This window comes from Microcoleus sp. B3-A4 (assembly GCF_036705385.1).
Taxonomy (GTDB): Bacteria; Cyanobacteriota; Cyanobacteriia; order Cyanobacteriales; family Microcoleaceae; genus Microcoleus.
Genome location: NZ_JAUBUI010000044.1, coordinates 1 through 24,778, shown reverse-complemented (window position 1 = coordinate 24,778; position 24,778 = coordinate 1). Strand labels below are relative to the sequence as shown.

Annotated in this window: 37 protein-coding genes; 33 read left to right on the top strand and 4 right to left on the bottom strand. The window is 47.9% G+C overall.

The annotated features are described in order from the left end of the window. The first annotated feature begins 85 nt into the window (after positions 1-85). Together QUB33_RS17940 and QUB33_RS17935 are read left to right on the top strand one after the other, a co-directional pair. Positions 86-1,615 (top strand): thymidylate synthase, encoded by a 1,530-nt coding sequence (locus QUB33_RS17940; protein WP_333352060.1) that lies wholly within the window; start codon positions 86-88, stop codon positions 1,613-1,615. Beyond that, positions 1,612-2,151, top strand: a complete 540-nt coding sequence (locus QUB33_RS17935; RefSeq protein ID WP_333352058.1) for a dCMP deaminase family protein — start codon at positions 1,612-1,614, stop codon at positions 2,149-2,151. Before QUB33_RS17940 ends, QUB33_RS17935 begins: the two co-directional genes overlap by 4 nt. 241 nt (positions 2,152-2,392) lie before the next feature. Here QUB33_RS17935 and QUB33_RS17930 read toward each other — a convergent pair whose 3' ends face one another. The 3 genes from QUB33_RS17930 to QUB33_RS17920 all read right to left on the bottom strand — a co-directional run bounded on the left by QUB33_RS17930 (position 2,393) and on the right by QUB33_RS17920 (position 4,151). Next, positions 2,393-2,878 (bottom strand): salt stress protein, Slr1339 family, encoded by a 486-nt coding sequence (locus QUB33_RS17930; RefSeq protein WP_333352056.1) that lies wholly within the window; start codon positions 2,876-2,878, stop codon positions 2,393-2,395. Positions 2,879-2,950: 72 nt separating this feature from the next. Continuing rightward, positions 2,951-3,556 carry a VWA domain-containing protein gene (locus tag QUB33_RS17925; protein WP_333352055.1) on the bottom strand — a complete coding sequence of 202 codons (606 nt, stop codon included), beginning with the start codon at positions 3,554-3,556 and terminating at the stop codon, positions 2,951-2,953. 118 nt (positions 3,557-3,674) lie between these two features. Next, the gene (locus tag QUB33_RS17920) at positions 3,675-4,151 is read right to left on the bottom strand and encodes an NAD(P)H-quinone oxidoreductase subunit N (protein ID WP_333142829.1); all 477 of its coding nucleotides are present in this window, start codon (positions 4,149-4,151) and stop codon (positions 3,675-3,677) included. A gap of 431 nt (positions 4,152-4,582) precedes the next feature. Between QUB33_RS17920 and rplC the strand changes: the two genes are divergently transcribed. The 31 genes from rplC (at position 4,583) to prfA (ending at position 24,032) form a co-directional block, all read left to right on the top strand. Then, complete coding sequence (rplC, locus tag QUB33_RS17915) at positions 4,583-5,218, top strand: 50S ribosomal protein L3 (protein WP_333039608.1); 636 nt, start codon at positions 4,583-4,585, stop codon at positions 5,216-5,218. A 190-nt stretch (positions 5,219-5,408) separates the two neighbouring features. After that, positions 5,409-6,041 (top strand): 50S ribosomal protein L4, encoded by a 633-nt coding sequence (gene rplD / locus QUB33_RS17910; RefSeq protein ID WP_190657994.1) that lies wholly within the window; start codon positions 5,409-5,411, stop codon positions 6,039-6,041. Further along, the gene (locus QUB33_RS17905; protein ID WP_006634999.1) at positions 6,034-6,342 is read left to right on the top strand and encodes a 50S ribosomal protein L23; all 309 of its coding nucleotides are present in this window, start codon (positions 6,034-6,036) and stop codon (positions 6,340-6,342) included. Before rplD ends, QUB33_RS17905 begins: the two co-directional genes overlap by 8 nt. Before the next feature lie 157 nt (positions 6,343-6,499). Further along, on the top strand, positions 6,500-7,363 hold the full coding sequence (gene rplB / locus QUB33_RS17900) for a 50S ribosomal protein L2 (RefSeq protein WP_333039612.1): 864 nt from the start codon (positions 6,500-6,502) through the stop codon (positions 7,361-7,363). Between the two features lie 113 nt (positions 7,364-7,476). Beyond that, positions 7,477-7,758, top strand: coding sequence for a 30S ribosomal protein S19 (rpsS, locus tag QUB33_RS17895; protein ID WP_006634997.1), 282 nt, complete (start codon positions 7,477-7,479; stop codon positions 7,756-7,758). A gap of 97 nt (positions 7,759-7,855) precedes the next feature. Further along, positions 7,856-8,215, top strand: a complete 360-nt coding sequence (gene rplV, locus QUB33_RS17890; RefSeq protein ID WP_006634996.1) for a 50S ribosomal protein L22 — start codon at positions 7,856-7,858, stop codon at positions 8,213-8,215. Between the two features lie 114 nt (positions 8,216-8,329). Further along, positions 8,330-9,058: a 30S ribosomal protein S3 gene (gene rpsC / locus QUB33_RS17885; protein WP_333352052.1), complete on the top strand. Its 729-nt coding sequence runs from the start codon at positions 8,330-8,332 to the stop codon at positions 9,056-9,058. A gap of 114 nt (positions 9,059-9,172) precedes the next feature. Next, the gene (gene rplP / locus QUB33_RS17880) at positions 9,173-9,592 is read left to right on the top strand and encodes a 50S ribosomal protein L16 (protein ID WP_332958390.1); all 420 of its coding nucleotides are present in this window, start codon (positions 9,173-9,175) and stop codon (positions 9,590-9,592) included. A gap of 160 nt (positions 9,593-9,752) precedes the next feature. After that, a complete protein-coding gene (gene rpmC / locus QUB33_RS17875) occupies positions 9,753-10,067 on the top strand; it encodes a 50S ribosomal protein L29 (protein WP_333352050.1) in 315 nt (104 codons plus the stop codon). Between the two features lie 38 nt (positions 10,068-10,105). Further along, on the top strand, positions 10,106-10,354 hold the full coding sequence (gene rpsQ, locus QUB33_RS17870) for a 30S ribosomal protein S17 (RefSeq protein WP_015178711.1): 249 nt from the start codon (positions 10,106-10,108) through the stop codon (positions 10,352-10,354). Positions 10,355-10,481: 127 nt separating this feature from the next. Next, a complete protein-coding gene (rplN, locus tag QUB33_RS17865) occupies positions 10,482-10,850 on the top strand; it encodes a 50S ribosomal protein L14 (RefSeq protein WP_006634991.1) in 369 nt (122 codons plus the stop codon). A 1-nt stretch (position 10,851) separates the two neighbouring features. Next, entirely contained in the window at positions 10,852-11,214 is a 363-nt protein-coding gene (gene rplX / locus QUB33_RS17860; protein WP_333215389.1) for a 50S ribosomal protein L24, read from the top strand. A 142-nt stretch (positions 11,215-11,356) separates the two neighbouring features. Further along, a complete protein-coding gene (gene rplE / locus QUB33_RS17855; protein ID WP_006634989.1) occupies positions 11,357-11,902 on the top strand; it encodes a 50S ribosomal protein L5 in 546 nt (181 codons plus the stop codon). A gap of 22 nt (positions 11,903-11,924) precedes the next feature. After that, positions 11,925-12,329 carry a 30S ribosomal protein S8 gene (gene rpsH, locus QUB33_RS17850; RefSeq protein ID WP_190657976.1) on the top strand — a complete coding sequence of 135 codons (405 nt, stop codon included), beginning with the start codon at positions 11,925-11,927 and terminating at the stop codon, positions 12,327-12,329. A gap of 122 nt (positions 12,330-12,451) precedes the next feature. Then, the gene (gene rplF / locus QUB33_RS17845; RefSeq protein ID WP_333352048.1) at positions 12,452-13,000 is read left to right on the top strand and encodes a 50S ribosomal protein L6; all 549 of its coding nucleotides are present in this window, start codon (positions 12,452-12,454) and stop codon (positions 12,998-13,000) included. Between the two features lie 2 nt (positions 13,001-13,002). After that, positions 13,003-13,365 carry a 50S ribosomal protein L18 gene (gene rplR / locus QUB33_RS17840; RefSeq protein ID WP_006634986.1) on the top strand — a complete coding sequence of 121 codons (363 nt, stop codon included), beginning with the start codon at positions 13,003-13,005 and terminating at the stop codon, positions 13,363-13,365. A 162-nt stretch (positions 13,366-13,527) separates the two neighbouring features. Further along, positions 13,528-14,076, top strand: a complete 549-nt coding sequence (gene rpsE / locus QUB33_RS17835; protein WP_190745441.1) for a 30S ribosomal protein S5 — start codon at positions 13,528-13,530, stop codon at positions 14,074-14,076. Positions 14,077-14,222: 146 nt separating this feature from the next. Then, positions 14,223-14,669, top strand: coding sequence for a 50S ribosomal protein L15 (gene rplO / locus QUB33_RS17830; protein WP_172190406.1), 447 nt, complete (start codon positions 14,223-14,225; stop codon positions 14,667-14,669). A 102-nt stretch (positions 14,670-14,771) separates the two neighbouring features. After that, positions 14,772-16,076 (top strand): preprotein translocase subunit SecY, encoded by a 1,305-nt coding sequence (secY, locus tag QUB33_RS17825; protein ID WP_333215392.1) that lies wholly within the window; start codon positions 14,772-14,774, stop codon positions 16,074-16,076. Between the two features lie 5 nt (positions 16,077-16,081). Further along, complete coding sequence (locus tag QUB33_RS17820; protein WP_333352046.1) at positions 16,082-16,657, top strand: adenylate kinase; 576 nt, start codon at positions 16,082-16,084, stop codon at positions 16,655-16,657. Between the two features lie 292 nt (positions 16,658-16,949). Further along, positions 16,950-17,174 carry a translation initiation factor IF-1 gene (infA, locus tag QUB33_RS17815; RefSeq protein ID WP_006276978.1) on the top strand — a complete coding sequence of 75 codons (225 nt, stop codon included), beginning with the start codon at positions 16,950-16,952 and terminating at the stop codon, positions 17,172-17,174. Between the two features lie 373 nt (positions 17,175-17,547). Continuing rightward, positions 17,548-17,661, top strand: coding sequence for a 50S ribosomal protein L36 (gene rpmJ / locus QUB33_RS17810; protein ID WP_015178722.1), 114 nt, complete (start codon positions 17,548-17,550; stop codon positions 17,659-17,661). Between the two features lie 83 nt (positions 17,662-17,744). Then, the gene (rpsM, locus tag QUB33_RS17805) at positions 17,745-18,128 is read left to right on the top strand and encodes a 30S ribosomal protein S13 (RefSeq protein WP_006634981.1); all 384 of its coding nucleotides are present in this window, start codon (positions 17,745-17,747) and stop codon (positions 18,126-18,128) included. 84 nt (positions 18,129-18,212) lie between these two features. Continuing rightward, complete coding sequence (gene rpsK / locus QUB33_RS17800) at positions 18,213-18,611, top strand: 30S ribosomal protein S11 (protein WP_006634980.1); 399 nt, start codon at positions 18,213-18,215, stop codon at positions 18,609-18,611. A gap of 174 nt (positions 18,612-18,785) precedes the next feature. Then, on the top strand, positions 18,786-19,730 hold the full coding sequence (locus QUB33_RS17795) for a DNA-directed RNA polymerase subunit alpha (RefSeq protein ID WP_332958426.1): 945 nt from the start codon (positions 18,786-18,788) through the stop codon (positions 19,728-19,730). Between the two features lie 125 nt (positions 19,731-19,855). After that, positions 19,856-20,206: a 50S ribosomal protein L17 gene (gene rplQ / locus QUB33_RS17790; protein WP_006634978.1), complete on the top strand. Its 351-nt coding sequence runs from the start codon at positions 19,856-19,858 to the stop codon at positions 20,204-20,206. Between the two features lie 29 nt (positions 20,207-20,235). Beyond that, positions 20,236-21,078, top strand: a complete 843-nt coding sequence (gene truA / locus QUB33_RS17785) for a tRNA pseudouridine(38-40) synthase TruA (RefSeq protein WP_333160331.1) — start codon at positions 20,236-20,238, stop codon at positions 21,076-21,078. Positions 21,079-21,217: 139 nt separating this feature from the next. Further along, positions 21,218-21,673, top strand: coding sequence for a 50S ribosomal protein L13 (gene rplM / locus QUB33_RS17780; protein WP_015178725.1), 456 nt, complete (start codon positions 21,218-21,220; stop codon positions 21,671-21,673). Further along, entirely contained in the window at positions 21,673-22,086 is a 414-nt protein-coding gene (gene rpsI / locus QUB33_RS17775) for a 30S ribosomal protein S9 (protein WP_194067224.1), read from the top strand. Before rplM ends, rpsI begins: the two co-directional genes overlap by 1 nt. A 205-nt stretch (positions 22,087-22,291) precedes the next feature. Continuing rightward, positions 22,292-22,600: a 50S ribosomal protein L31 gene (rpmE, locus tag QUB33_RS17770; RefSeq protein WP_333059812.1), complete on the top strand. Its 309-nt coding sequence runs from the start codon at positions 22,292-22,294 to the stop codon at positions 22,598-22,600. Between the two features lie 337 nt (positions 22,601-22,937). Then, the gene (gene prfA / locus QUB33_RS17765) at positions 22,938-24,032 is read left to right on the top strand and encodes a peptide chain release factor 1 (RefSeq protein WP_333045772.1); all 1,095 of its coding nucleotides are present in this window, start codon (positions 22,938-22,940) and stop codon (positions 24,030-24,032) included. 15 nt (positions 24,033-24,047) lie between these two features. Here the strand turns inward: prfA and QUB33_RS17760 are convergent, their stop codons facing one another. Beyond that, complete coding sequence (locus QUB33_RS17760) at positions 24,048-24,485, bottom strand: hypothetical protein (protein WP_333352043.1); 438 nt, start codon at positions 24,483-24,485, stop codon at positions 24,048-24,050. Positions 24,486-24,778: the final 293 nt, after the last annotated feature.

The following is a 24,778-nucleotide window of genomic DNA, read 5'->3' as shown; positions in this document are numbered from 1 at the left end:
CGGCAGCATAAAGATGATTGATAGCGCCCCTTCAAACCATCCAAACTATTGATATAGTAGTACGCGGTTCAAAAAACGGTAAACCATGACAGCCACAAATCTCGTCAATAAATTTGAGTACAAACCCCTATACAAACCAAATCAATTAATTTGCGGAACGGGGCAAACAGCCATTGTCAGTGGCTGGACAGTCAAAAGTGCGATCGGCAAACATTTACAACCCAACGAATTTGCGGTCATCGGACAACTGTACTCTCCTACTCGCGGCATCAACTTCTTAATTAGAAACTTGCTGTGCAATCCCCACGTCCGCTTTTTAGTAATTCTCAACGCTACCAAAGAAGACCGCAATTCGGGTGCGGCAGCGTGCTTGCTCGACTTTTTTCGCAACGGCTTTGAAGCAGGCAAAAGCGATACTGGTAGAGATTGCTGGCTAATTAAATCTTCAATATTTGGCTACATTGATATTGAAATAGCAGCAGAAGCCTTAGAACTATTGCGTCATAAAATAGAATGGAAAGAAGCCAAAAACATAGCAGAAACAGTGACTATTGTCAAGTCTTTTGCCCAAAAAGAATCTGTTGAACCTTGGGGAGAAACCGTAACTTTTCCGTTAGTCGAAATCGTCCCGACTGTACTCCCCGGTCAGAAATACGGACATAGAATCGAAGGCAAAACTATCGCCGAAACTTGGGTAAAAATTATCCACCGAATTAAGACCACCGGCACTTTGCGGCCGACTGGTTACGACGGACAGTGGCAAGAATTAATCGACTTAATGGCAGTTATTACAGATGAACCTGCAGAGTTCTATTTTCCTGAACCGAATTACTTACCAATAGACCGTGATTTCCTCGAACAGTACAAACCGCAAATGCTGGAAGATGCCCCGTATAGCGAAGGCATTAAATATACCTACGCACAGCGAATGAGGTCGTGGTTCGGACGCGATCAAATTGAAGAAGTTATTGTCAAACTAATTAAGGAAATTGACGCAGCAAGTGCTGTAATTAGTTTGTGGGATGCCGGCGGAAATATTAACAGAAGGTCTGACGGTTCCTCGGACCACCAGCACAGCGGCAGTCCTTGTTTAAATCACATTTGGGTGCGAGTTGTGGATGAGGAAATATCGCTAACAGCAACTCTCCGCAGTAACGATATGTTTGCGGCTTGGCCGGCAAACGCAATGGGTTTGCGGGCTTTGCAGCAGCACATTCGCGATGAAATTGCGAGGCGTTCCGATTATAATTTGACAATGGGCCCGTTGGTAACGCTGAGTCAATCGGCTCACTTGTATGACGATACCTTTGAAAATGCCGATCGACTAATTCAAACCCAATATGCTAAAATCTGCGAAGATCGAGACTTTTTCGATGCAGCGGGCAATTTTTTAGTTGAAGTAGCTGACAATCAGATAGTTGTCACGCAAACAACCCCCGGCAGCGGCGAAGTTGTCACCTGTTATTCTGGAAAAAACCCTCTCAAGTTAGTGCGAGAAATTTGTGCGGCTTCCCCGGCTATCAAAGGCGAGCATATTGGTTATTTGGGAATTGAATTGCAGAAGGCTGCCGAGTGTCTGAAAACGAGCAAGCAATACATCCAGGATAGACGATGAATTTAGAAGAAGAAAGACCGAGTTGGGACGAATACTTCTTAATGTTGGCAAAATTGGCCGCTACTCGATCGACTTGTCTGGCTTTTCCTGTAGGCGCAGTGATAACTAAAAACAGGCAAGTTTTAGCAACGGGTTACAACGGTTCGCCGTCAGGTTCGGCACACTGTACAACTCAAGGCTTCTGCTATCCTGGTTTGAGTAGCTGCGACGCCAGTAAAATTTTGCCATCAAGGGCGGTTCACGCGGAAGCAAATGCGATCGCCAAAGCTGCTAAACACGGTATATCTACTGCTGGGGCTAGTATTTACGTCACCTTAGAACCCTGCATCTATTGTTTGAAATTAGTCATTGCGGCTGGAATTCGAGAAGTGTTTTACGAAACGACTTTTAACAGTGGAGAAAAAGCTGCTTTGAGAGATACTTTTATCAGTGAAGGTATTGTTGAGTTAAAACAAATTCAGCTATCTGAAGATACAGCAAGAAAGGCGGCTTGGTTTTTGTTGAATCCTACATCTGTGACCCAAAAATTAGTGTAGGATAAATCCTCCCCGTGGTTGTCGCAGCCACAGGAAATAACTGTGATGTGTTCCTATAAATGATATTTATTTGCTGGCAATTTGTAGGTATACGGCAGTGCCTTATCTTGAATCCCGCGTGATACAAAGGATATTTATTGTACGTTTTGTAAAGACACGGCACTGCCGTGTCTTTACAACAAATAGAAAGGGGAATTAACCAAAAAACGTCCTGGCGATTTGTGAATAACGTGTAGTTAAATCAATCAAACTCATTCACAGCTTGCAAATAGTCGATCGCCGCATCTATCCTCGAAGAATACCTAAAAGCAAACTGATCGAACCAATATCCCTCATCGGAATTCTTATCCAACTTTTTTAGCCAAACCTGAGCTTGCCTAACTTTCTGTCTGTGCGTTTGTACGTCCAACTGCGGCCCCGCGACTTTTCCTGCTGGCTGCGGTTCCAATGAAGCCACTTCCTGAACTTTATTTTGTGCTTCGTGCTCAGCCTTAAGCGGTTCCAGTGAAGCCACTTCCTGAGCTTTATTTTGCGCTTCGTACTCAGCCTTAATTTGAGCTAAATCCTTATCCATAGGATGAGCAGACAAATTTATATCTGATGTTGTAAATGTTCGAGTTGACGGCGCTTGCGCTTGCACCGACGCCTGACTTTTTAAGTCAGCAATTTTTTGAGACGCTTGATACTCTGCCTTAAGTTCAGCTAACAGGCGATTGATTGACTCCATAACTTAAACCCCTCTAAAAAATGCTGCTTAGCCAACTGGCATAAATATAATCGCGTGAACTTCGCCCGTCCCTCAATCAGTTATTGCGTTCAGCAATACCTCCGTCAGGGTCATTCCTTCAATATCATCCATCGTGACAGTATCAACGATATCGAATTTAGCCCCGGCGCTTTGCAGTTCGTCATCCAATATCTTGAGAAACTTAGTAGCTTCCGGCGCATTCCCTACTTGAATGAAAGAAATCGCCAACTCTTCATCTCGATCGAGCTTCCGCGAAGCCTCTATAATCGTTTTCATCACTTCTTTGCGATCGTCCGGTTCCCCGTCCGTCACCACTAATATTGTTTCCCCATTTTGCTTAGTCTTACCGGATGCTTTGCGCTGAAAAAAGTTGTTCAGAGCGTCTTGCAGAACAGCAGCTAAATTCGTAGTCCCAGAAGGTTCGTTTTCTTGGAAAATTTGCACGACTTTAGCTGATGTTACGTTGTCATATCGCTTGAAGCGACCGGAAAATACATAAACTGTTATGCCATCAGAATCAAGTTCTTCGCATTTATTCGCCAATGCGATCGTTGATTCTTGCATGAGCGCCCACCGAGTTTTACCGCCCATCTGGTCTTTTGTGTACATACTGCCGCTTTTGTCAATGATTATGGTATAATCGCGATTCTGAAGCATAAGATTTTTCCTGTTAATTAAGTTTTTCCCAAAAATATCAAAACCAGCGAGCAGAAGCTGTTGAGCTTTAGTTGCTCGCTGCGTTTTTTAGTTGATTTGCGATCGCAAATAGCGGAATTTAAGCTGCAACTAAAGCGTCTTTAAGTGGCTTCCAGCTAAAAGCTCGATCGCCCCCCATCTCCACTGCTATTTTAACTCGCGGTTCTAAGGTCGGCAAAACAGTCAAATACTCAATCTCCTGACTCGACAAAATCTGCCCTTCAATAATCCACAGCACGAGTCCTTTTGCTTTAGGTGGCAAATTGTCTAATTGAGTTTGCAAAATCGGCGGCACATAGTACGTATAACCCACAGCCCCTTCATTGCCAGTAGTTTTCTTGCCCAAATGCGGCGGCCGCACCCCGTGAACCCCCGTTAAATACATCGCCAAATCTCCCAAACCCCGCGCCGAAATCGTGTACCCACCGTAGCCGGCAGCCCTCAGCCTGCGGAGGTAGCGCCCCTCAAATCCTCCTTCTAAAGGAACGTACAGGGCCAGCGACCCCGACTTTTCCAAATCCCGAATCAGATCAGATCCCGTCGTAATCAGTCCCATAAATTTGTGTTTCCTGCTGTATCAAAATTTGGTCGATCGCTGCTTGCGAGCTGGAAATATTATAAATCCTAAAGTTGAGGCGAAAAATTCTCATCGCGGCCTTGACAAACGGCAAACACTTCATGTACTATTGTGAATTGTCGCCGTAAAGGATACTGAGTAGTTTGCTGCTCAAGTCCTGGCGCAAACAAGCAAGACCGAGACAAAACTCGGAGATAGAGTCGGTAAAAAGCCGCGAATCTCAACCCTTGCAAGACTTCCACAAGCTCGCTCCCAAATTTAAAACTCCAATTTTAAACACCGAGGAAGGCTGTTGGTTGATAACAGTTAATTGCAGGAACACTGAAATAAATGTTTCTGCACAAGAGCAAGCGGATTGACGAAAACTTTGCAATCCGAAACCTCTTGCGTAAATAAAAGGAAGAAAATCCGTGTCTGTAGGCATTCTTGGCACTAAACTAGGCATGACTCAAGTGTTTGACGCCGAAGGGAGAGCCATCCCCGTCACCGTCATACAAGCAGGGCCTTGTACAGTAACTCAAATCAAAACAAAACAAACTGACGGCTACGGTGCCGTTCAAGTTGGATACAACGAAGTCAAACCAAAGGCTCTCAACAAGCCAGAACTGGGACACCTTGCCAAGTCGGGGGCGAATCCATTGCGCCACTTGCAGGAATACCGATTGGAAGACACCAGTTCATTTGAATTAGGTCAACAACTAAAAGCAGATACCTTTACACCGGGACAAATAGTAGATGTCATCGGTACCAGCATCGGTAAAGGTTTTGCAGGTTTTCAAAAGCGCCACAACTTTAAACGAGGCCCGATGTCTCACGGTTCCAAGAACCACCGCGAGCCTGGATCGATCGGGCCTGGAACTACTCCTGGTCGCGTTTATCCCGGTAAAAGAATGGCAGGACGTATGGGCAACGTTCAAGTCACCGTCCGCAAACTAACAATTGTCCGGGTGGATACAGAGCAGAATTTGCTGCTAATTAAGGGAGCAGTTCCCGGCAAAGCTGGCGCCTTAGTCAATGTTGTGCCTGAGAAAAAAGTAGGACGTTAGTCAGTAGTCATTAGTCAGTAGTCAGCAGTCAGTAGATAGTGGTTGGCCGTTAGTAGCAAGCAATAACTAAGAACTAAAAGCTGAAAACTAAGAGCTAAAAACTAAGACCTGAGAACAGACAACAGACGACAGACAACAGACGGCAGACAACTAAGAACAGACAACTAACAACAGACAAAGGACAAAAGATATGGTTAATTGTGTAGTCCGAAATTGGCAAGGCGAAGAAGTTGGGGAAACAACTTTAGAACTGCGCGTAGCCAAAGAAGAAAATGCTTCTCACATCGTTCACAGAGCATTGACGCGGCAACTGAATAACGCCCGTCAAGGAAATGCTTGCACCAAAACTCGATCGGAAGTTAGAGGCGGTGGCCGCAAACCCTGGCGTCAAAAAGGCACCGGTCGAGCCAGAGCAGGTTCTATCCGTTCTCCGCTGTGGCGGGGCGGCGGTGTCATCTTCGGACCAAAACCGAGAGACTTTGAAGTCAAAATGAACAAAAAGGAACGCCGTCTCGCTTTGCGGACAGCATTCCAAAGTCGCACCGAAGACATCATTGTGGTTGAAGAATTTGCAGAGCAATTTCCTAGACCGAAAAGCAAAGAATTGCTGAGTGCGATCGCCCGCTGGGGCATCGAACCCGATACAAAAGTTCTGTTAATCTTGCCAGAACCGCAACCAAACGTCTACTTATCAGGACGCAACATCGAATTAGTAAACGTCATCTTGGCAACCTCCCTGAATGTTTACGACGTTCTCGCGGCTGACAAAATTATCGTCACATCTACAGCCATAGCTAAAATTCAGGAGATTTACGGTGAGTAAAATCGACCCCCGCGACTACGCAGATTTGATCCAGCGTCCGATTCTCACCGAGAAAGCTACCCGAATGATGGAATTAAATCAATTCACATTCGACGTAGCCCCCAAAGCGACGAAGCCTCAAATCAAAGCTGCAATCGAAGAACTATTTAAGGTCAAAGTCATCGGCGTCAATACCCAAAACCCGCCGCGCAAAAAGCGTCGAGTTGGCAAATTCGTCGGCTTTAAACCTTGTTACAAGCGAGCAACCGTAACTCTGACCGACGGAGACTCGATCCGCAAACTCCTATTCCCAGAAGTTTAGCCAATTTTGGATTTTAGATTTTAGATTTTAGATTGCGGTTAACTGGTGAAAATACCAAACCCAGAAAGGTAGCAAGTTAACTGATAATCCCAAATCTAAAATCCAAAACCGCCAAGTCCAAAATCCCAAATCTAAAATCTAAAATCTAAAATCGATTATGGGCATCCGTTCTTACCGACCTTATACCTCCAGCACCCGAGAACAAACCGTCTCGGACTTCGCTGAAATTACCAAATCAGAACCAGAAAAGTCTCTAACTAGCAACAAGCACACCAAACAAGGCCGCAACAACCGAGGCGTCATCACCTGTCGCCACCGGGGAGGCGGTCACAAACGGCTGTATAGAGACATCGACTTCCGCCGCGACAAACACAGCATTCCCGCTACCGTTAAGGCGATCGAATATGACCCCAATCGCAACGCCCGCATCGCCCTCCTTTTCTACAAAGACGGCGAAAAACGGTACATCCTGCACCCGCTCAACTTAAACGTCGGTACAGTAATTGTCTCAGGCCCAGACGCGCCGATCGAGATCGGTAACGCCCTGCCCCTGAAGAACATTCCCCTCGGTACCAGCATCCACAACGTCGAGCTAGTACCTGGAAAAGGCGGACAAATCGTTCGCTCCGCCGGCTCCAGCGCTCAGCTAATGGCAAAAGAAGGTAGCTACGTTACCCTTAAACTGCCATCTGGCGAACAGCGCAAAGTCCGCGCCGACTGCTATGCCACTATTGGTCAAGTCGGCAACACAGACGCCAGAAACATCAGCCTCGGCAAAGCAGGTCGCACCCGCTGGAAAGGCCGCAGACCCACCGTTCGCGGTAGTGTCATGAACCCGGTAGACCACCCGCACGGCGGTGGCGAAGGCAGAGCTCCCATCGGACGTCCGGGGCCTGTCACTCCTTGGGGTAAACCAGCATTGGGTGCAAAAACTCGACGCAAAAACAAGCGCAGCGACGCTTTAATCGTCCGCCGCCGCCGCAAATCTTCCAAGCGCGGCAAGGGCGGTAGACAAAGCTAGTCATCAGTCAGCAGTCTTCAGTGCTTAGTTATTAACTGCTAACTAATGACTGAGGACTGATGACCAATGACTGCTGAAAGCTGACTAATGACTCCTGAATTACTAAAAAAATCATGTCTCGATCGCTAAAAAAAGGGCCCTTTGTCGCAGATGCTCTGATGACAAAAATCGAAAAACTCAACGCCGCCGGCCAAAAACAAGTAATTAAAACTTGGTCGCGCTCTTCCACAATCCTGCCCCAAATGGTAGGTCACACGATCGCCGTTCACAACGGCAGACAGCACGTACCCGTCTACCTGACCGACCAAATGGTAGGTCACAAACTCGGAGAATTTTCCCCCACTCGTACCTTTAGAGGTCACGCTAAAAGTGGTGATAAAAAGGCAAAAAGATAGCCGAATTAGGTGACAGGTAAGAGGTAGTCGGACAAGCTTTTTCCCAATTACCAATTACCTTTTTCCCAATTACCAATTACCAATTACCCAAATCGAAATGGTTATAGATACCACATCCGAAATTAAGGCGATCGCCCGTTACATCCGGACATCCCCCTTCAAAGTGCGCCGAGTCCTCGACCAAATTCGCGGCAAAAGCTACCAAGAAGCGCTGATTTTGCTCGAATTCATGCCCTACCGCGCCTGCGAACCAATCGTCAAGGTTTTGCGATCGGCAGTAGCCAACGCCGAACACAACGCAGGATTGGATAAATCCAAGCTGGTAGTTTCTCAAGCTTACGCAGACCAAGGCCCAGTCCTCAAACGCTTTAGACCCCGCGCTCAAGGTCGCGCCTACCAAATCCGCAAGCCAACCTGTCACATTACCGTAGTAGTAGCTCCGCTCGTAGAAAACTAAACCAGGGAAAAACGTAATAGGTAATAAACAGCTTAAAGTTGAAAAAAATGGGTAATCACCAATTACCAATTACCAATTACCAATTACCAATTACCAATTAACTCATCAACTATTATGGGCCAAAAAATACATCCAATTGGTTTTCGTCTCGGCATTACCCAAGAGCACCGCTCTCGTTGGTTTGCCGATCCCAAAAACTATCCAGAACTCTTGCAAGAAGACTATAAAATTCGCAAGTACGTTCGTAAAACGCTCAACAATGCGGGCATTTCCTCGGTCAAAATTGAGCGTAAAGCCGATCAAATCGACCTAGAAGTGTTCACCGCCAGACCAGGCGTTGTCGTCGGTCGCGGCGGAGCAGGCATCGAAACCTTGCGCGTCGGTTTGCAGCAGCAACTCGGTAGCAACCGCCAAATCCGCATCAACGTCGTCGAAGTTCAGCGAGTAGACGCCGATGCCACACTGATCGCTGAATACATTGCTCAGCAACTAGAACGGCGCGTATCCTTCCGCCGAGTCGTCCGCCAAGCAATCACCCGCGCTCAAAAAGTCGGCATCCAAGGCATCAAAATTCAAGTCAGCGGACGCCTCAACGGCGCAGAAATCGCTCGTACCGAATGGACACGCGAAGGAAGAGTTCCGTTGCACACGCTGCGGGCCGACATCGACTACTCCTACTGCACTGCTCAAACCATCTACGGTATTCTCGGCATTAAAGTTTGGGTTTTCAAAGGCGAAATTATTCCCGGACAAGAACCAGAATCTGCACCAAATGCAGCAGTGCCCCGCACCAAACAAAAGCGCCGCCGCCAGAACTTTGAAGATAGATCGAACGAAGGCTAGCTAATTGTTAACTGTTAGTTGTCATTTGTTAAGTGTGAGTTGTTCCAAACCAATTAGCAATTAACAATCACCAATTAGCAATTACCAATTACCAATTACCCAACTCCCAAAGCCATGTTAAGCCCTAAAAGAACCAAATTCCGCAAACAACAGCGCGGGCGAATGAGCGGTGTTGCCACCCGCGGCAATACAGTTAGCTTTGGCGACTTCGCCCTACAAGCTGTCGAACCCGCCTGGATCACTTCCCGCCAAATAGAAGCCGGACGCCGCGCCATGACCCGCTATATCCGCCGGGGCGGCAAAATCTGGATTCGTATTTTTCCCGACAAACCAGTCACCCAGCGTGCCGCAGAAACCCGGATGGGTTCTGGTAAAGGTGCACCAGAGTTTTGGGTTGCCGTGGTCAAACCGGGCCGGGTAATGTTTGAAATTGGCGGTGTAAGTGAAGAAACTGCCCGCGAAGCCATGCGTTTGGCATCTTTCAAGTTACCAATTAAAACCAAGTTCATCACTCGCGAAGAAGACCAGTCATAGCGATAATCGAAGGTAGAAGTAGGTCGGCATTGGTCAAAATTTTAAACGGCTACAGCAATTTAAAATCGGTCATTCATAACTTTTCTTTCCTTCGACATTCACCATCTAGACAATTCTGTCTTCTGTCATACCGAGATCGCTAACGAGAAAGCACACAATTATGTCTTTGACCAAGATTAAAGAAGCTAGAGAATTAAGCGATGCTGAAGTAGCAGAGCAAATTTTAGCCGTCAAGCGCCAACTAATGGAATTGCGGCTCCAGCAAGCTACTGGTCGCATGGAAAAGCCTCACCTGTTCAAGCACGCCAAACACCGGCTAGCTCAATTGATGACAGTTGAACGCGAGCGCCAAATCGTTGCTGAGAAAGAAGCGGCAGAAAAATTAGCCGCATCTAAACAGGTAGCACAGCCTGCTCCAACCCCAGCAGTCAGCCAAGAGTCAGAAGCAGCCGAGCCGACGATCATCGCACAGTAGCTAAAAAAAAGTCAATTGCACAACAAAAATAGGTAGCTATGGCAATTAAAGAACGAGTTGGCGTAGTAGTCAGCGACAAGATGGATAAAACCGTCGTGGTAGCAATCGAAAACCGCTCCTCCCACACCAAATACGGCAAAATTGTAGTCCGCACCAAGCGGTACAAAGCTCACGACGAAGAAAATCAGTGTAAATCGGGCGATCGCGTCCGCATCACTGAAACTCGCCCACTGAGCAAAACCAAACGTTGGACGGTTGCTGAGATTTTCGGTGCAAAAAATGGCTAACAGTTAATTATTAATTGCTTTGAAGTGTGCGATCGTCTAATCAATCGATCGACTCTGTGATTACCCATCAATTAGCAATTAGCAGTTAGCAGTTAGCAAGCATCAAATTACCTTTTCCCCAATCACCATGATTCAACCCCAGACATACCTCAATGTCGCCGACAATAGCGGAGCCCGCAAACTGATGTGCATCCGCGTATTGGGAGGCGGCAACCGCCGCTACGGCGGAGTCGGCGATGTCATCATTGCCGTCGTCAAAGACGCCATCCCCAATATGGCAGTCAAAAAATCAGATGTCGTCCGGGCCGTCATTGTCAGAACCCGCAAAGGCCTGCGCCGCGACAGCGGCATGAGCATTCGTTTTGACGATAACGCCGCCGTTATTATCAACGTAGACGGCAACCCCAAAGGCACTCGCGTCTTCGGCCCCGTCGCCCGCGAACTGCGCGACAAAAACTTTACTAAAATCGTTTCCTTAGCCCCGGAGGTACTTTAAAATGTACGGAAAAAAGGGTAAACCAACTAGCGAATCGCAGCGCTACAGAATGCACGTCAAAGCAGGCGACACCGTGCAAATAATTACTGGCAAAGAGAAAGGAAAAGTCGGAGAAATCTTAAAGACATATCCTAAAGTCAGCAAAGTAATTGTTAAAGGTGTAAACATCAGAACCAAGCACGTCAAGCCCCAGCAAGAGGGAGAGTCCGGGAAAATACTCACGTTTGAGGCTCCCATTCACAGCTCAAATGTCATGCACTATTCAGAAAAAGAAAAAGTAGCTAGCCGCGTTTGCTATACATTTAGCGAAGACGGTCGGAAACTGCGACAGCTCAAAAAAACTGGAGAAATCATCGATCAATAGTGATTTGTTATCAGTCATCGGTCATTAGTCTGCCTTCTGACAAGTGACTTTTAAACTCATAACTAACAGCTAACATCGGTGGGACGGACAATCGACAAATTCCCTGACCAAGCCCAGGGACAGTTAACGAAACACAAAAACTATGCCGGACAAACTCAAGGTTCTTTATCAAGGAAAAATCGTTCCCACACTGATGGATCAGTTTAAATATACTAATATCCATCAGGTTCCCAAACTCGTCAAAGTCACAGTGAACCGCGGTTTGGGAGAAGCATCTCAAAACGCTAAGGCACTGGATTCGTCGATCAACGAAATTGGCATCATCACCGGTCAAAAACCAGTGGTGACGCGGGCGAAAAAAGCGATCGCAGGCTTCAAAATCCGCAAAGGAGTACCCGTCGGCGTTATGGTGACGCTGCGCGGCGATCGTATGTACGATTTTCTCGATCGGCTCATCAACCTCGCACTCCCCCGAATCCGCGACTTCCGCGGCATCAGCCCCAAAAGCTTCGACGGTCGCGGCAACTACAGCTTGGGTCTGAGAGAACAGCTAATTTTTCCAGAAATAGAATATGACCGCATCGATCAAATTCGAGGCATGGACATTTCAATTATCACCACAGCAAACACCGACGAAGAAGGACGCGCCTTGCTTAAAGAAATGGGAATGCCGTTCCGGGACAACTAAGCACTAGAGTAAGAAGCAAAAGATGGCAGCTAACGATACCATAGCAGATATGTTGACGCGCATTCGCAATTCTTGCATGGCGCGCCACCAAACAACGCAAATTCCAGCTACAAAAATGACCCGCAGCATCGCCCAAGTCCTCAAAAGTGAAGGCTTCATCGGCGAATTTGAAGAAGCAGAAGCAGAAGGGGTCAAGCGACATTTAGTGCTTTCTCTAAAGTACAAAGGTAAAACTCGCAAGCCCATTATCACGGCACTTAAGCGAGTCAGCAAACCAGGACTGCGCGTTTACTCGAACCGTAAAGAATTGCCCAGAGTGTTAGGCGGAATTGGCATAGCCATTATTTCTACCTCCAGCGGCATTATGACCGATCGAGAAGCCCGACGCCAAGGTTTGGGCGGTGAAGTGCTTTGTTATGTTTGGTAGTCATTAGTCATTAGTCATTAGTCACTGGTCGTTGGCAACAGACTCAAAAATCAATCACTAAGGACTAATAACTAAGCACTAATAATCAAGGACTAATAACTAAAAACAAAGGACAAAAAACTATGTCGCGAATTGGCAAGCGTCCGATTAGCATTCCCAATAAAGTCACCATCACCCTAGACGGTCAAAAAGTAGCCGTCAAAGGCCCTAAAGGTGAACTTTCCCGAGTTATCCCAGCCGAAATCGTCATGGGAATTGAAGGCGAGACTTTACTCGTTACCCGCAGAGACGAATCTCGCGTCGCCAGACAACTGCACGGCTTGTGCCGCACCCTAGTCGCCAACATGGTCGAAGGTGTATCTCAAGGTTTTCAGCGGCGTCTCGAAATTATCGGCACAGGTTATCGGGCACAGGTTCAAGGACGGAACCTGATTTTAAACGTCGGTTACAGCAAACCCGTTGAAATGCCCCCTCCAGAAGGCATCACAATGGCAGTTGAAGGCAACACCAACGTCATTGTCTCCGGCATTGACAAAGAACTCGTAGGCAATACAGCAGCCCGCATCCGCGCGGTGCGTCCGCCCGAAGTCTATAAGGGCAAAGGCATTCGCTACAGCGGCGAAGTCGTCCGGCGCAAAGCTGGTAAAACAGGCAAAACAGGTAAGAAGTAACAATGAAGCTTACTCGCAAAGAATCAGTCCAGCGCAGACACCGCCGTGTTCGGCGCAAGGTGTTCGGCACATCCGAACGTCCCAGACTAGCAGTATTTCGCTCAGAGCAGCACATCTACGCTCAAGTAATCGACGACACCGCCCAGCACACTTTGGCCGCCGCGTCAACCCTCGACCCCGAATTGAAGTCAACTCTCAGTTCTGGCGGCAACTGCTCCGCGAGCGTGCAAGTCGGTCAGTTGATTGCCAAACGCTGTTCCAGCGCTGGCATAGTCAAAGTCGTATTCGATCGGGGGGGCAACCTCTATCACGGTCGTGTCAAAGCCCTCGCAGAAGCAGCTCGCGAAGCGGGGTTAGACTTCTAGAGGGGGTAATGGGTAGCGGGTAATGAGTAATTAAAAAGTAAAAAGTCAAAAGTTGAAAGTTAAAAGGCAAAATCCAGATTTCTTCTATTTTTACTTTTTACTCAAACAATTACCACTTGCCGATCGCCTTTCACCAATTACTAATTCCCACAGGACAAAACTATGGCAGAACAAAAAGAACAGCGCAACAAGAAAAAAAGCAGCAGCAACAACAAAGGGCGCGAAAAAGAATCCGAATGGCAAGAACGGGTTGTTCAGATTCGGCGCGTTACCAAAGTAGTCAAAGGTGGTAAAAAACTCAGCTTCCGCGCCATAGTCATTATCGGCAACGAACGCGGTCAAGTTGGAGTAGGAGTCGGCAAAGCTAGCGACGTAATCGGTGCCGTTAAAAAAGGCGTCGCTGACGGCAAAAAGCACCTAATTGAAGTCCCCCTCACCAAATCTAACTCCATCCCTCACCCCATCAACGGTGACGGTGGCGGAGCTAAAGTGATGATGCGGCCGGCCGCTCCGGGAACCGGGGTAATTGCAGGGGGAGCAGTGCGAACTGTTCTCGAACTAGCAGGAGTCCGCAATATCTTAGCCAAACAGCTAGGTTCTGGAAATCCCTTAAACAACGCCCGAGCCGCAGTCAATGCCCTCTCCACCCTCCGCACCTTGTCCGAAGTTGCTCAAGAGCGCGGAATTCCAGTAGAAAACCTCTACGGTTAGGGCACGCGAGAATGGGAAACTGTAAGTTTTGAGTGTTAAGTGCTTGCGTTGAAAATAAAAAAATCCGCAACTTAAAACTCACGCACTCAAAACTACTGCGTACCCCCTCTCTAAATACCAATTACCAACTACCAATTACTAAAACTATGAGATTGCAAGACGCCCGACCCAAGGCAGGCTCCCAAAAGCGCCCCCGACGCTTGGGCAGAGGTATTTCTGCCGGTCAAGGCGCGAGCTCCGGCAAAGGGATGCGCGGTCAAAAATCTAGAGCCGGTAGCGGCACTAGACCGGGTTTTGAAGGAGGTCAAAATCCTCTCTACCGCCGTCTCCCCAAGTTGAAAAGCTTCCCTCTAGTGAACCGCAAAGAGTACACTACCATTAATGTAAGTAAATTAGCATCACTGCCAGCAAACACAGAAGTTACTCTCGCCTCTTTGATCCAAGCAAAAATTGTCACCACAGACGACGGGCCGCTGAAAATCTTAGGAGATGGTGAACTGAATGTACCTTTGCAAGTGCGCGCCTCGGCTTTTACCGCAGGTGCTCGCACCAAAATTGAAGCTGCAGGCGGAAGTTGCGAATTAGTTGCGTGAAGATTTGAGGTTTGAGAGTCTGTCCAAATCTCAAATCCTCAAGCTTGCTATCAGAAAATGATTTAGTCGAAAATCCCAAATCTAAAATCCAAAATCGTAACTATGGACGTTAGTAGAGAAAAAGCGCCAACTGCACAAGAGACGTTCATGCAGATGGCTCAAGCTGCTGGTTTACGAGGCCGCATCCTCGTAACCCTTGGCTTACTGATTTTAGTACGCCTGGGTGTCCACTTGCCAGTCCCCGGCATCGATCGAGTCGCCTTTGCCCAAAACGTCCAAAATAGCCCTTTAATTGGCTTTTTGGATTTGTTCTCAGGAGGTGGCTTGTCAGCTTTGGGGATTTTCGCGCTGGGGATTTTGCCCTACATTAATGCTTCAATTATTGTGCAACTTCTAACTGCGGCTCTGCCAAGCTTAGAAGACTTGCAGAAAAATGAAGGAGAAGCAGGGCGGCGCAAGATTTCTCAAATTACTCGCTACGTTTCTTTGGGCTGGGCAATTCTGCAAAGTATTGGCATTGCGATTTGGGTCAGCCCTTTTGCTCAATCTCCATCGCCTTTATTCATAGCACAAACTGCTTTGGCTTTGACGGCAGGCTCAATGTTTGTAATGTGGATATCGGAAGTGGTGACGGAACGAGGTATCGGGAACGGAGCGTCGCTACTGATTTTTATCAATATTGTGTCGGTATTGCCGCGCTCTTTGGGACAAACTTTTGAATTGGCTCAAAGTGGGGACACGCAAGTTGTCGGCCGTGTAGTAGTTCTGCTGCTGGTCTTTTTGGTGACTATTGTTGGGATTGTTTTTGTTCAGGAAGGTACTCGCCGCATTCCGATTATTTCGGCCCGCCGCCAAGTCGGCCGCAAAGTTTATCGGGAGAGCCGGAGCTATCTGCCCCTGCGCTTGAATCAAGGCGGAGTGATGCCGATTATTTTTGCATCTTCGGTTTTGATTGTGCCTTCTTTCCTCGCTCAGTCTCTCAATAACCCGTTTTTGGTTCAAGTTGCTAATGTTTTGAGTCCGAATGGGCCGACCCCTTGGGCTTACGCGCTGTTTTATCTGACTTTGATTCTGTTCTTCAGCTATTTCTACGCTTCGTTGATTGTCAACCCCGTAGATATGTCTCAGAACTTGAAGAAAATGGGTGCCAGCATTCCTGGAATTCGTCCCGGTCAGAAAACCAGCGATTATGTGGAGAAGGTTTTGAACCGTTTGACTTTCTTGGGAGCGATATTTCTCGGTCTGGTGGCCATTGTACCAACTGCTGTAGAAAGCGCGATCGGAGTGCAAACTTTTAGAGGTTTTGGCGCAACTTCCCTACTGATTTTAGTAGGTGTCGCGATCGAAACTGCTAAGCAAATTCAAACTTACGTCATCTCCCAGCGATATGAAGGAATGGTGAAGTAATCGCAATGCAATTGATTTTTATGGGGCCTCCAGGGGCAGGAAAGGGAACTCAGGCTCAGCTCTTAGCAGCTCTCTGGAAAATACCCCACATTTCTACAGGTGACATCCTACGCGCCTGCGTAGTTGCCAAAACTGACTTGGGTCAAAAGGCACAATCCTACATGGATCGGGGAGAGTTGGTTCCTGACGAGTTATTGATGGATATCGTGCAAGAACGTATGAATCAGCCAGATGCTCGTGCTGGCTGGATTCTCGACGGCTTTCCCCGCACAGTCGCGCAGGCAGCTTTTTTTGACAAACTGCTCTGCCATGTTGAAGGAAGTACGTCTGGAAAGGACTGCGCTCTCAGAGCTGTCAATTTGGACGTTCCTGACAATGTTTTGGTGGCTCGCCTGCTGTCGCGGGGGCGTCAGGATGATAATGAGGAGACAATCCGCCGCCGATTGCAAGTTTATCGCGAGCAAACTGAGCCTTTGATTGATTTTTACAGCGGCCGCCAACAGTTAGTTGCGGTTGATGGCGATCGAGCGATGGAATTAGTGACAGCCGAACTGCAACAAGTTCTCTCGGGCGACTCTTGAACCCTCTCAATACAGCTTGTTACTCGCAAGCTTTTGCTAAGATATGTTAACTAGGAGCTTTTTGTGCTATTAGGTTTTGTGAGGGTTGCTAGAGACCGGATTGAACTCAATACTAATTGCCACAACTTTACTCAAGTAAAGCTAAAGCGAGCCGTTGGTTGAGTCAAGAAGTTGATCGAGTCGCCCGAATTCTTGCCCCGTTTCCCGTTTCACTCCTACCAGTAAATAGGTGTTGAGGTAAACAGCGGGACACTCCTAGTTAATCAAATGTAGAGTTGAGGTAAATACCAAATTGTCTAAGCAAGATTTAATTGAAATGGAAGGGACAGTGACGGAATCCCTGCCTAATGCGATGTTTCGCGTTGACCTAGATAATGGGTTTAACGTGCTAGCTCACATTTCCGGCAAGATCCGCCGCAACTATATCAAAATTCTGCCTGGCGATCGCGTCAAAGTCGAATTGACTCCCTACGACTTGACCAAAGGCAGGATTACTTATCGCCTTCGGAAAAAATAGGCTTAGATAAAACTTTCTAAAAACTAATTCTAAGTTTAATTAGAGAGAATTTGGTAAAAAGCGTCAAATTTATGCTATAATGCTACGTTTGTAGTGTTGCCGAGAAGGGCGTCAACAACCCACCGGTGTACCGGGTTAAGTCATTGTTACACCGTAAAAGTATCGCTCACCAACATTTTTGTTCTGTGCAGCCGAACTTTACCCCAGCAATGGGAGTGGGTGCAAGCGGGCTCCTTCATGAAACAACCCGCACTTTATACAATTTAATCGAGGAGAGGTCTACACCTTGCCCAGCCTCTCCTCCCACCGCTCTACGGGCAGTCCCAGCGTGCCTGTTCTCCGCTAGAGCGGGGTTCTCCAGGCAGGAAGAAAGATGAAAGTTCGAGCATCTGTCAAAAAAATTTGTGAAAAATGTCGCGTCATCCGCCGTCGCGGTCGAGTGATGGTGATATGCACTAACCCGAAACACAAACAACGCCAAGGTTAGAAAAAAGGAAGATTGGGCACTGCACGCAGGTGCATCCTAATTGAACATTGTAGCCAAACAGGAAAACTAGGGAGACAAAAAGTGTGGCACGGATTGCCGGGGTAGACCTTCCACGCGATAAGCGCGTCGAAATAGGTCTGACATACATTTACGGAATAGGCTTGTCGCGGGCCCAAAAAATTATCGCTGCAACAGGCGTAAATCCTGACACTCGCGTCAAGGATTTAACAGAGGCCGACGTGACAGCTCTGCGGGCTCATGTAGAAACAACATACCAAATCGAAGGAGACCTCCGGCGCTGGGAGTCAATGAACATCAAGCGCCTGATGGACATCGGAACTTATCGCGGTCGGCGTCACCGTTTGGGTCTGCCGGTGCGGGGACAACGAACCCGTACCAACGCCAGAACCCGTCGTGGCGTCCGCCGAACAGTTGCGGGCAAGAAAAAGGCACCTTCCAAGAAGTAACATCTTTTTTGGAAAAATACGCTGGGGGCTGCTGGCTCCTAGCGCTTCGGGACATTAGTTGAGAGAAACGTTAAAGAGACTAATATGGCGCGACAACAAACAGGCAAGAAATCTGGTGCAAAAAAGCAGAAACGGAATGTACCCAATGGGGTAGGCTACATCCAGTCTACCTTTAACAACACGATAGTAACTATTACCGACCTCAACGGCGAAGTGATATCCTGGGCATCGGCAGGTTCCAGCGGTTTTAAAGGAGCTAAGAAGGGGACTCCCTTTGCAGCTCAAACAGCAGCAGAAAGTGCTGCCCGCAGAGCCAACGACCAAGGAATGCGCCAAATAGAAGTAATGGTGAGCGGGCCTGGAGCAGGTAGAGAAACTGCAATCCGGGCGCTGCAAGGGGCGGGACTGGAAATCACCCTGATTAGAGATGTTACCCCAATTCCTCACAACGGCTGTCGCCCTCCCAAGCGGCGTAGAGTCTAAAACGATTTGAGATTTTAGATTTTAGATTTTGGATAATGGCTAACTGCTTAAAGTCAAAAACTAATGGTTCTAACTGTTGCCCCGTCCATCCAAAATCCGAAATCCGTTCAGGGGTATGCTCTGCAATCTAAAATCCAAAATCAAAAATCCAAAGTGGAAAAGGGAGGTCACTCCGTGGCGCAGTTTCAAATTGAATGTATAGAGTCTAACACTGACAAAGACCGCAGTCAGTACGGAAAATTTGTTCTGGAACCGCTCGATCGCGGTCAAGGAACAACTGTTGGGAATGCGCTTCGGCGAGTTCTGCTGTCAAATTTGGAAGGAACAGCAGTAACTTCAGTCCGAATCGCGGGCGTCAATCACGAGTTTGCCACGATCGAAGGGGTACGTGAGGATGTTCTAGAAATTCTCCTGAACATGAAAGAGGTCGTCCTCAAAACTCATTCTCAGCAGCCGCAAATCGGCAGGTTGCGGATTGAGGGGCCCGTCACAGTTACGGCCGATCGATTCGATTTGCCCTCTGAGGTGGAATTGATCGATCGCTCCCAGTACATTGCAACTCTCTCGCCCGGCTCAGTTCTGGAAATGGAATTCAGAATTGAAAAAGGCATCGGATACCGAGCAGTAGACCGCAGTCGCGATGATGGGTCGGCTTTGGATTTTCTCCAAATTGACGCCATCTTTATGCCGATTCGCAGAGTCAACTACAGCGTTGAAGATGCTAGGGTAGGCGGCACGGTCGAAAAAGACCGGCTGATTATGGAAATCTGGACTGATGGCAGCGTGACGCCTCAAGAAGCTTTGAGTCAATCTGCCCACATCCTGGTAGATTTATTTGCACCTCTCAAAGACATCACCCAAGATTCTCTCAAACCAGAGTATCCCGGTGAAGCCGATCCTACCAGCCAAATTCCGATCGAAGAATTGCAGTTGTCCGTCCGGGCTTACAACTGTCTCAAGCGGGCTCAGATCAACTCAGTCGCAGACTTATTGGATTATACCCAAGAAGACTTGCTCGAGATCAAGAATTTCGGGCAGAAGTCCGCAGAAGAAGTGATTGAAGCTTTACAAAAACGCTTGGGCATTACCTTGCCACAGGAAAAATCAGCTAAAAGTTAATCAACGGGTAACGGATAAAAAAGTTCTGAATTTTAAGTAGGTGAGTTTTTAAGTTAAAGAATTCACCGCTCAAAACTCGCGGACTATCCCGGCGCCCAATTACCAATTACCAATTACCAACTGCCATGCGTCACCGCTGTCGCGTTCCCCAACTCAGCAAACCGGCTGACCAGCGCCGCGCCCTACTGCGCTCGCTGACCACCGAATTAATCCGCCACGGTAAAATCACGACCACTCTTGCGCGCGCCAAAGCGCTGCGCTCAGAGGCGGACAGGATGATTACCCTGGCCAAAGATGGCTCCTTGGCCTCTCGCCGCCAAGCTATGGGCTATATCTACGATAAACAGTTAGTACACGCCTTGTTTGAGGCGGCACAAGAACGGTACGGCTCGCGCAACGGGGGCTACACCCGCGTAGTACGAACTGTCCCCCGTCAAGGAGACAATTCCGAAATGGCGATCGTTGAACTGGTTTAATTCAATTTTGGGTTGGAGATTTGTGATTTATGACTGACAATCCAAAATCCCCAACCGACAATCCCCAATCGATACAGCGCGTTGCTCTGGTGATCCAATACCTCGGCACTAACTTTCACGGTTGGCAGCGACAGCCGAACCAGCGTACAGTACAAGAAGAAATTGAAACAGCAATATCGACTGTTCTGGAACGCCCGGTAACGCTGCACGCTGCCGGGAGAACTGACGCGGGAGTTCACGCCGCTGCTCAAGTAGCCCATTTTGACGCCCCGGGCCCAATTCCGGCTCACCGCTGGGCAAGCGTTCTCAACTCTCGACTGGCAAAAGATATTTTAATTCGAGCTTCGGCAAAGGTGGAACCTACCTGGCACGCTCGGTTCTCAGCCAGTTGGCGGCGCTATCGCTACACCCTTTATACAGACCCGACCCCTAATTTGTTTGTGCGTCCTTTTGCTTGGCACTGCTATCACGCCCCTGTGGATGAATCTTTGATTCAGACAGCATTGACACCGCTAATCGGGCGGCATCACCTGGCTGCTTTCCACCGCGCGGGGTCTGCACGCCCCCATTCCTGGGTGGACGTACAAGCGGCCGAGTGTCAGCGTTCTGGGCCTCTTATATATATTGAGGTTCAGGCGAGCGGGTTTCTGTACGGGATGATGCGGCTGCTGGTGGGGTTGCTGGTGCAGGTGGGTCGCGGGGAAAGGCCGATCGACAATTTCACAGATATCTGGGTCAACGAACGCCGAGAAATGGTAAAATATGCCGCTCCAGCTCAAGGTTTGTGCCTGCTGCGGGTTGGCTATTCAGAATTTCCCTTTCCTCCAGATGTCTGGTACGACACTCAGCCAAAATTAGTCATTAGTCATTAGTCATTAGTCATTAGTCATTAGTCATTAGGTAACTACTAATAAAAAACTAAGGACAACTAACAATTAAAAACTGACAACTGACAACTGACAACTGACAACTAACAACAGTTAACAGTTAATAGACAACTAACCACAAACAATGAACAAAACTTACGTCCCTACTCAAGACTCCCTAGAGCACAAGTGGTACGTGGTCGATGCCGCCGACCAGCGGCTGGGCCGTCTGGCAACTGAAGTTGCCATGTACCTCCGGGGGAAACACAAACCGACTTACACTCCTTCTATGGATACCGGCGACTTCGTAATTGTCATCAATGCTGACAAAATCGCTGTTACTGGCAAAAAACGCACCCAGAAAATCTACCGCCGCCATTCTGGAAGACCGGGCGGCATGAAAACAGAAACTTTTGCCAAATTACAAGCACGTTTGCCCGAAAGAATTGTCGAAGAAGCTATACGGGGAATGCTGCCTCACACATCTCTGGGCAGACAACTGTTTACTAAACTGAAGGTGTACGCTGGCCCCAACCACCCGCACCAAGCTCAAAAACCAGAAGAATTAATTGTTCACACGATTCCGGGAGGAAATGAGTAATGCAAGCAACAGATACATCGGGTCGCGCTGTGTACTGGGGTACCGGCCGCCGCAAATGTTCCGTAGCGCGGGTGCGCTTGGTTCCCGGCACTGGCATACTGACTGTCAATGGTAAAGAGGGGGATTTGTACCTGCAATTCAATCCTACTTATTTGGCTCTCGCTAAGGCCCCTCTGGAAACTTTGGGTCTGGAAAATGAGTACGACATTTTGGTAAAAGTCGAAGGCGGTGGCTTGACAGGTCAGGCTGACTCGATTCGCTTGGGTGTGGCTAGAGCACTTTGTCAATTAGACCCGGACAACCGCAAGCCTCTGAAGACTGAGGGCTATTTGACTCGCGACCCGCGGGCCAAAGAACGGAAAAAGTACGGTTTGCGGAAAGCTCGCAAAGCTCCTCAATACTCGAAGCGGTAATCGAGGGAAGAAGGAAGAAGGAACCAGGAACCAGGAAAAGGCAAAAATTATCTATCCAGATTATATCTGCCTTTTTTTGAAGTTTATTTCCGATTCCTGATTCCTGGTTCCAACAGATATAAGGCAAAATTCGTGCTGTTGTTGGTGTACAAGTCCTGCGGCAGCTAAAATGGTTGTAAAGTCAAAAATTAGAGAGTAAAAAACAATGGCAAAAGATGGCATTCACCCTGAGTGGTATCCCGAATCTCAGGTTTATTGCAACGGGGAACTTGTGATGACTGTGGGTTCAACTAGACCAAAGCTTCAAGTTGATGTCTGGTCGGGAAATCATCCTTTTTATACTGGCACTCAGAAGATTATTGATACTGAAGGTCGTGTGGAGCGCTTTATGCGGAAATACGGCATGACCGAGGTAGAAATGCCGAAGGCAGATGCTTCCTCTGGACCGCTGAAAATGGAAGACCCGAAAGCAGATGCTGCTAAGGCTGCTGGTAAAGGCAAAAAGAAGAAGTAGCCGGATTGTCATTTGTCCGCAGTTTGTTGAGAGTAGTTTTTTCTACTGGCAACTTACCGCCCTTGGATTTTAGATTTTAGATTGAAGACTTGCTATGCAGGCAGTTTACTTCGAGCGAGTAGAGTTCGATCGACATTCTATCCTAACTGCTCTTGAGTTCTAAAATCTAAAATCTAAAATCTAAAATCGATCCGCCCTCGGATGGGAGAGTTTAGATTGAAGACTTGCTATGCAGGCAGTTGAGTTTGATCGAGATTCTATCCCAACTGTTCTTCAAATCTAAAATCTAAAATCTAAAATCTAAAATCTAAAATCGATTGACAAAGGACAACTGACAATGGCTGAATCTTATTTGCTGGATAAATTGAAGTCGGTAGAGCAAACTTTTAATGAGTTGACTCGCCGCATGGCTGACCCGGATGTCGCTAGGGACAATCAAGAGTTTCAACGGGTAGCGAAAGCTCGATCGTCCTTGGAGGAAGTGGTCGATACTTTTGCTCTGTGGAAAACCACTCAGGAAGATTTGGTGGGCGCGCGACAGGTTCTCAAGGAAGCAGCGGGCGATCGAGAAATGCAGCAAATGGCTGCGCTGGAAGTTGAGGAACTTGAGTCGAAACTGGAGAGTTTGGAAAGTCGTTTGAAGGTTTTGCTGCTGCCGCGCGACCCGAATGATGACAAGAATATTATGCTGGAAATTCGGGCGGGTACTGGCGGAGATGAGGCTAGTATTTGGGCGGGAGATTTGCTGCGGCTGTATTCGCGTTACGCTCAAACTCAAGGCTGGCAGGTGAAGTTGGTGAGCGAGTCGCTGGCGGAAATGGGCGGCTTTAAAGAAGTAATTCTGGAAATTACAGGCGATAGCGTTTACAGCAAGCTGAAGTTTGAGGCTGGAGTACACCGGGTGCAGCGGGTGCCGGTGACTGAGGCTGGCGGCCGGGTGCATACTTCGACGGCGACGGTGGCTGTGATGCCGGAGGTTGATGATGTGGAGATTCACATCGATCCGAAGGATATTGAGATGAGTACGGCTCGATCGGGCGGCGCTGGCGGTCAAAACGTGAACAAGGTGGAAACTGCTGCGGATTTGTTTCACAAGCCGACGGGAATTCGGATTTTCTGTACTGAGGAGCGCAGTCAGTTGCAGAATAAGGAGCGGGCGATGCAGATTTTGCGGGCTAAGCTCTATGAGATGAAGTTGCGGGAGCAGCAGGATGAGGTGAAGTCGCGGCGTTTAGCTCAGGTTGGTACTGGTTCGCGATCGGAGAAGATTCGCACTTACAACTATAAGGACAATCGGGCTACCGACCACCGTTTGGGGGAAAATTTCTCGCTCAATAGTGTTTTGGAAGGGGATATTGAGGGGATTATTCAAACTTGCATTTCTCAGGATCAGCAGGAACGTTTGGCTGAGTTGGCGGCTTCTACTAATTGATGGAGTGATGGGGGGCTAAGCGCATTGTTTGCTCAGCCTCAGTTCCCTTGTTACGCGGGAGATCTGGTTGAGTAGGGCTTCCCAAATTGCATCGGCGATCGCCACTGGATATTTGAAATGTTCGAGGTCGTATTGTACACTGACTTCTAGGGGTGCTAGGATTTGCTGGTTTCGCCAACGGGCAACTGCTGCGATCGCCTCTTGTTGCCATCTGGCAAATAGTCTGTAGCTGAAAAAAGAACTGCATTTTTGTCCTTTCTTGTTCAGGTAAACGACTATTACTTGATGTTGTTTGGGGTAGACTTTGACTATGCGCTTGACGGGCATTCTCAGGGCTTCGGCGGCTTCTGTTTTGGAGATTTGCCAGCACTGGGGTTTTAGCCAACCGGAGGCTGTAAGGCTTTGACGGGTGTGGCTGGGCTGGTGAGTTTTTAGATTGCGTCTCTTGGTCATTTTTACTTTCCCTGATGTCTGTCTTCGGTTTCAAAGTTTGATCGGGCTGTCCCCTTATGTGGGGTTCCTCGCTCAGAACCATTTGTTTAGCGACTCCCTGGGTTTATCAAAACTTAACTTGTAATTATTAGTTTACTTGCAATCATTTTCTGTGTCAAGTGTAATTACTGGTGTTTAGACTAAGCAGCATAAATTGACTCAGCTATGGCTGAGTTACTAAAAGAAAATATGGAAGAGGAAAAATTGGGATTTAGACCGAGTTCTTGAAGGCTTTTTTACGCTTGGAAGTCCCT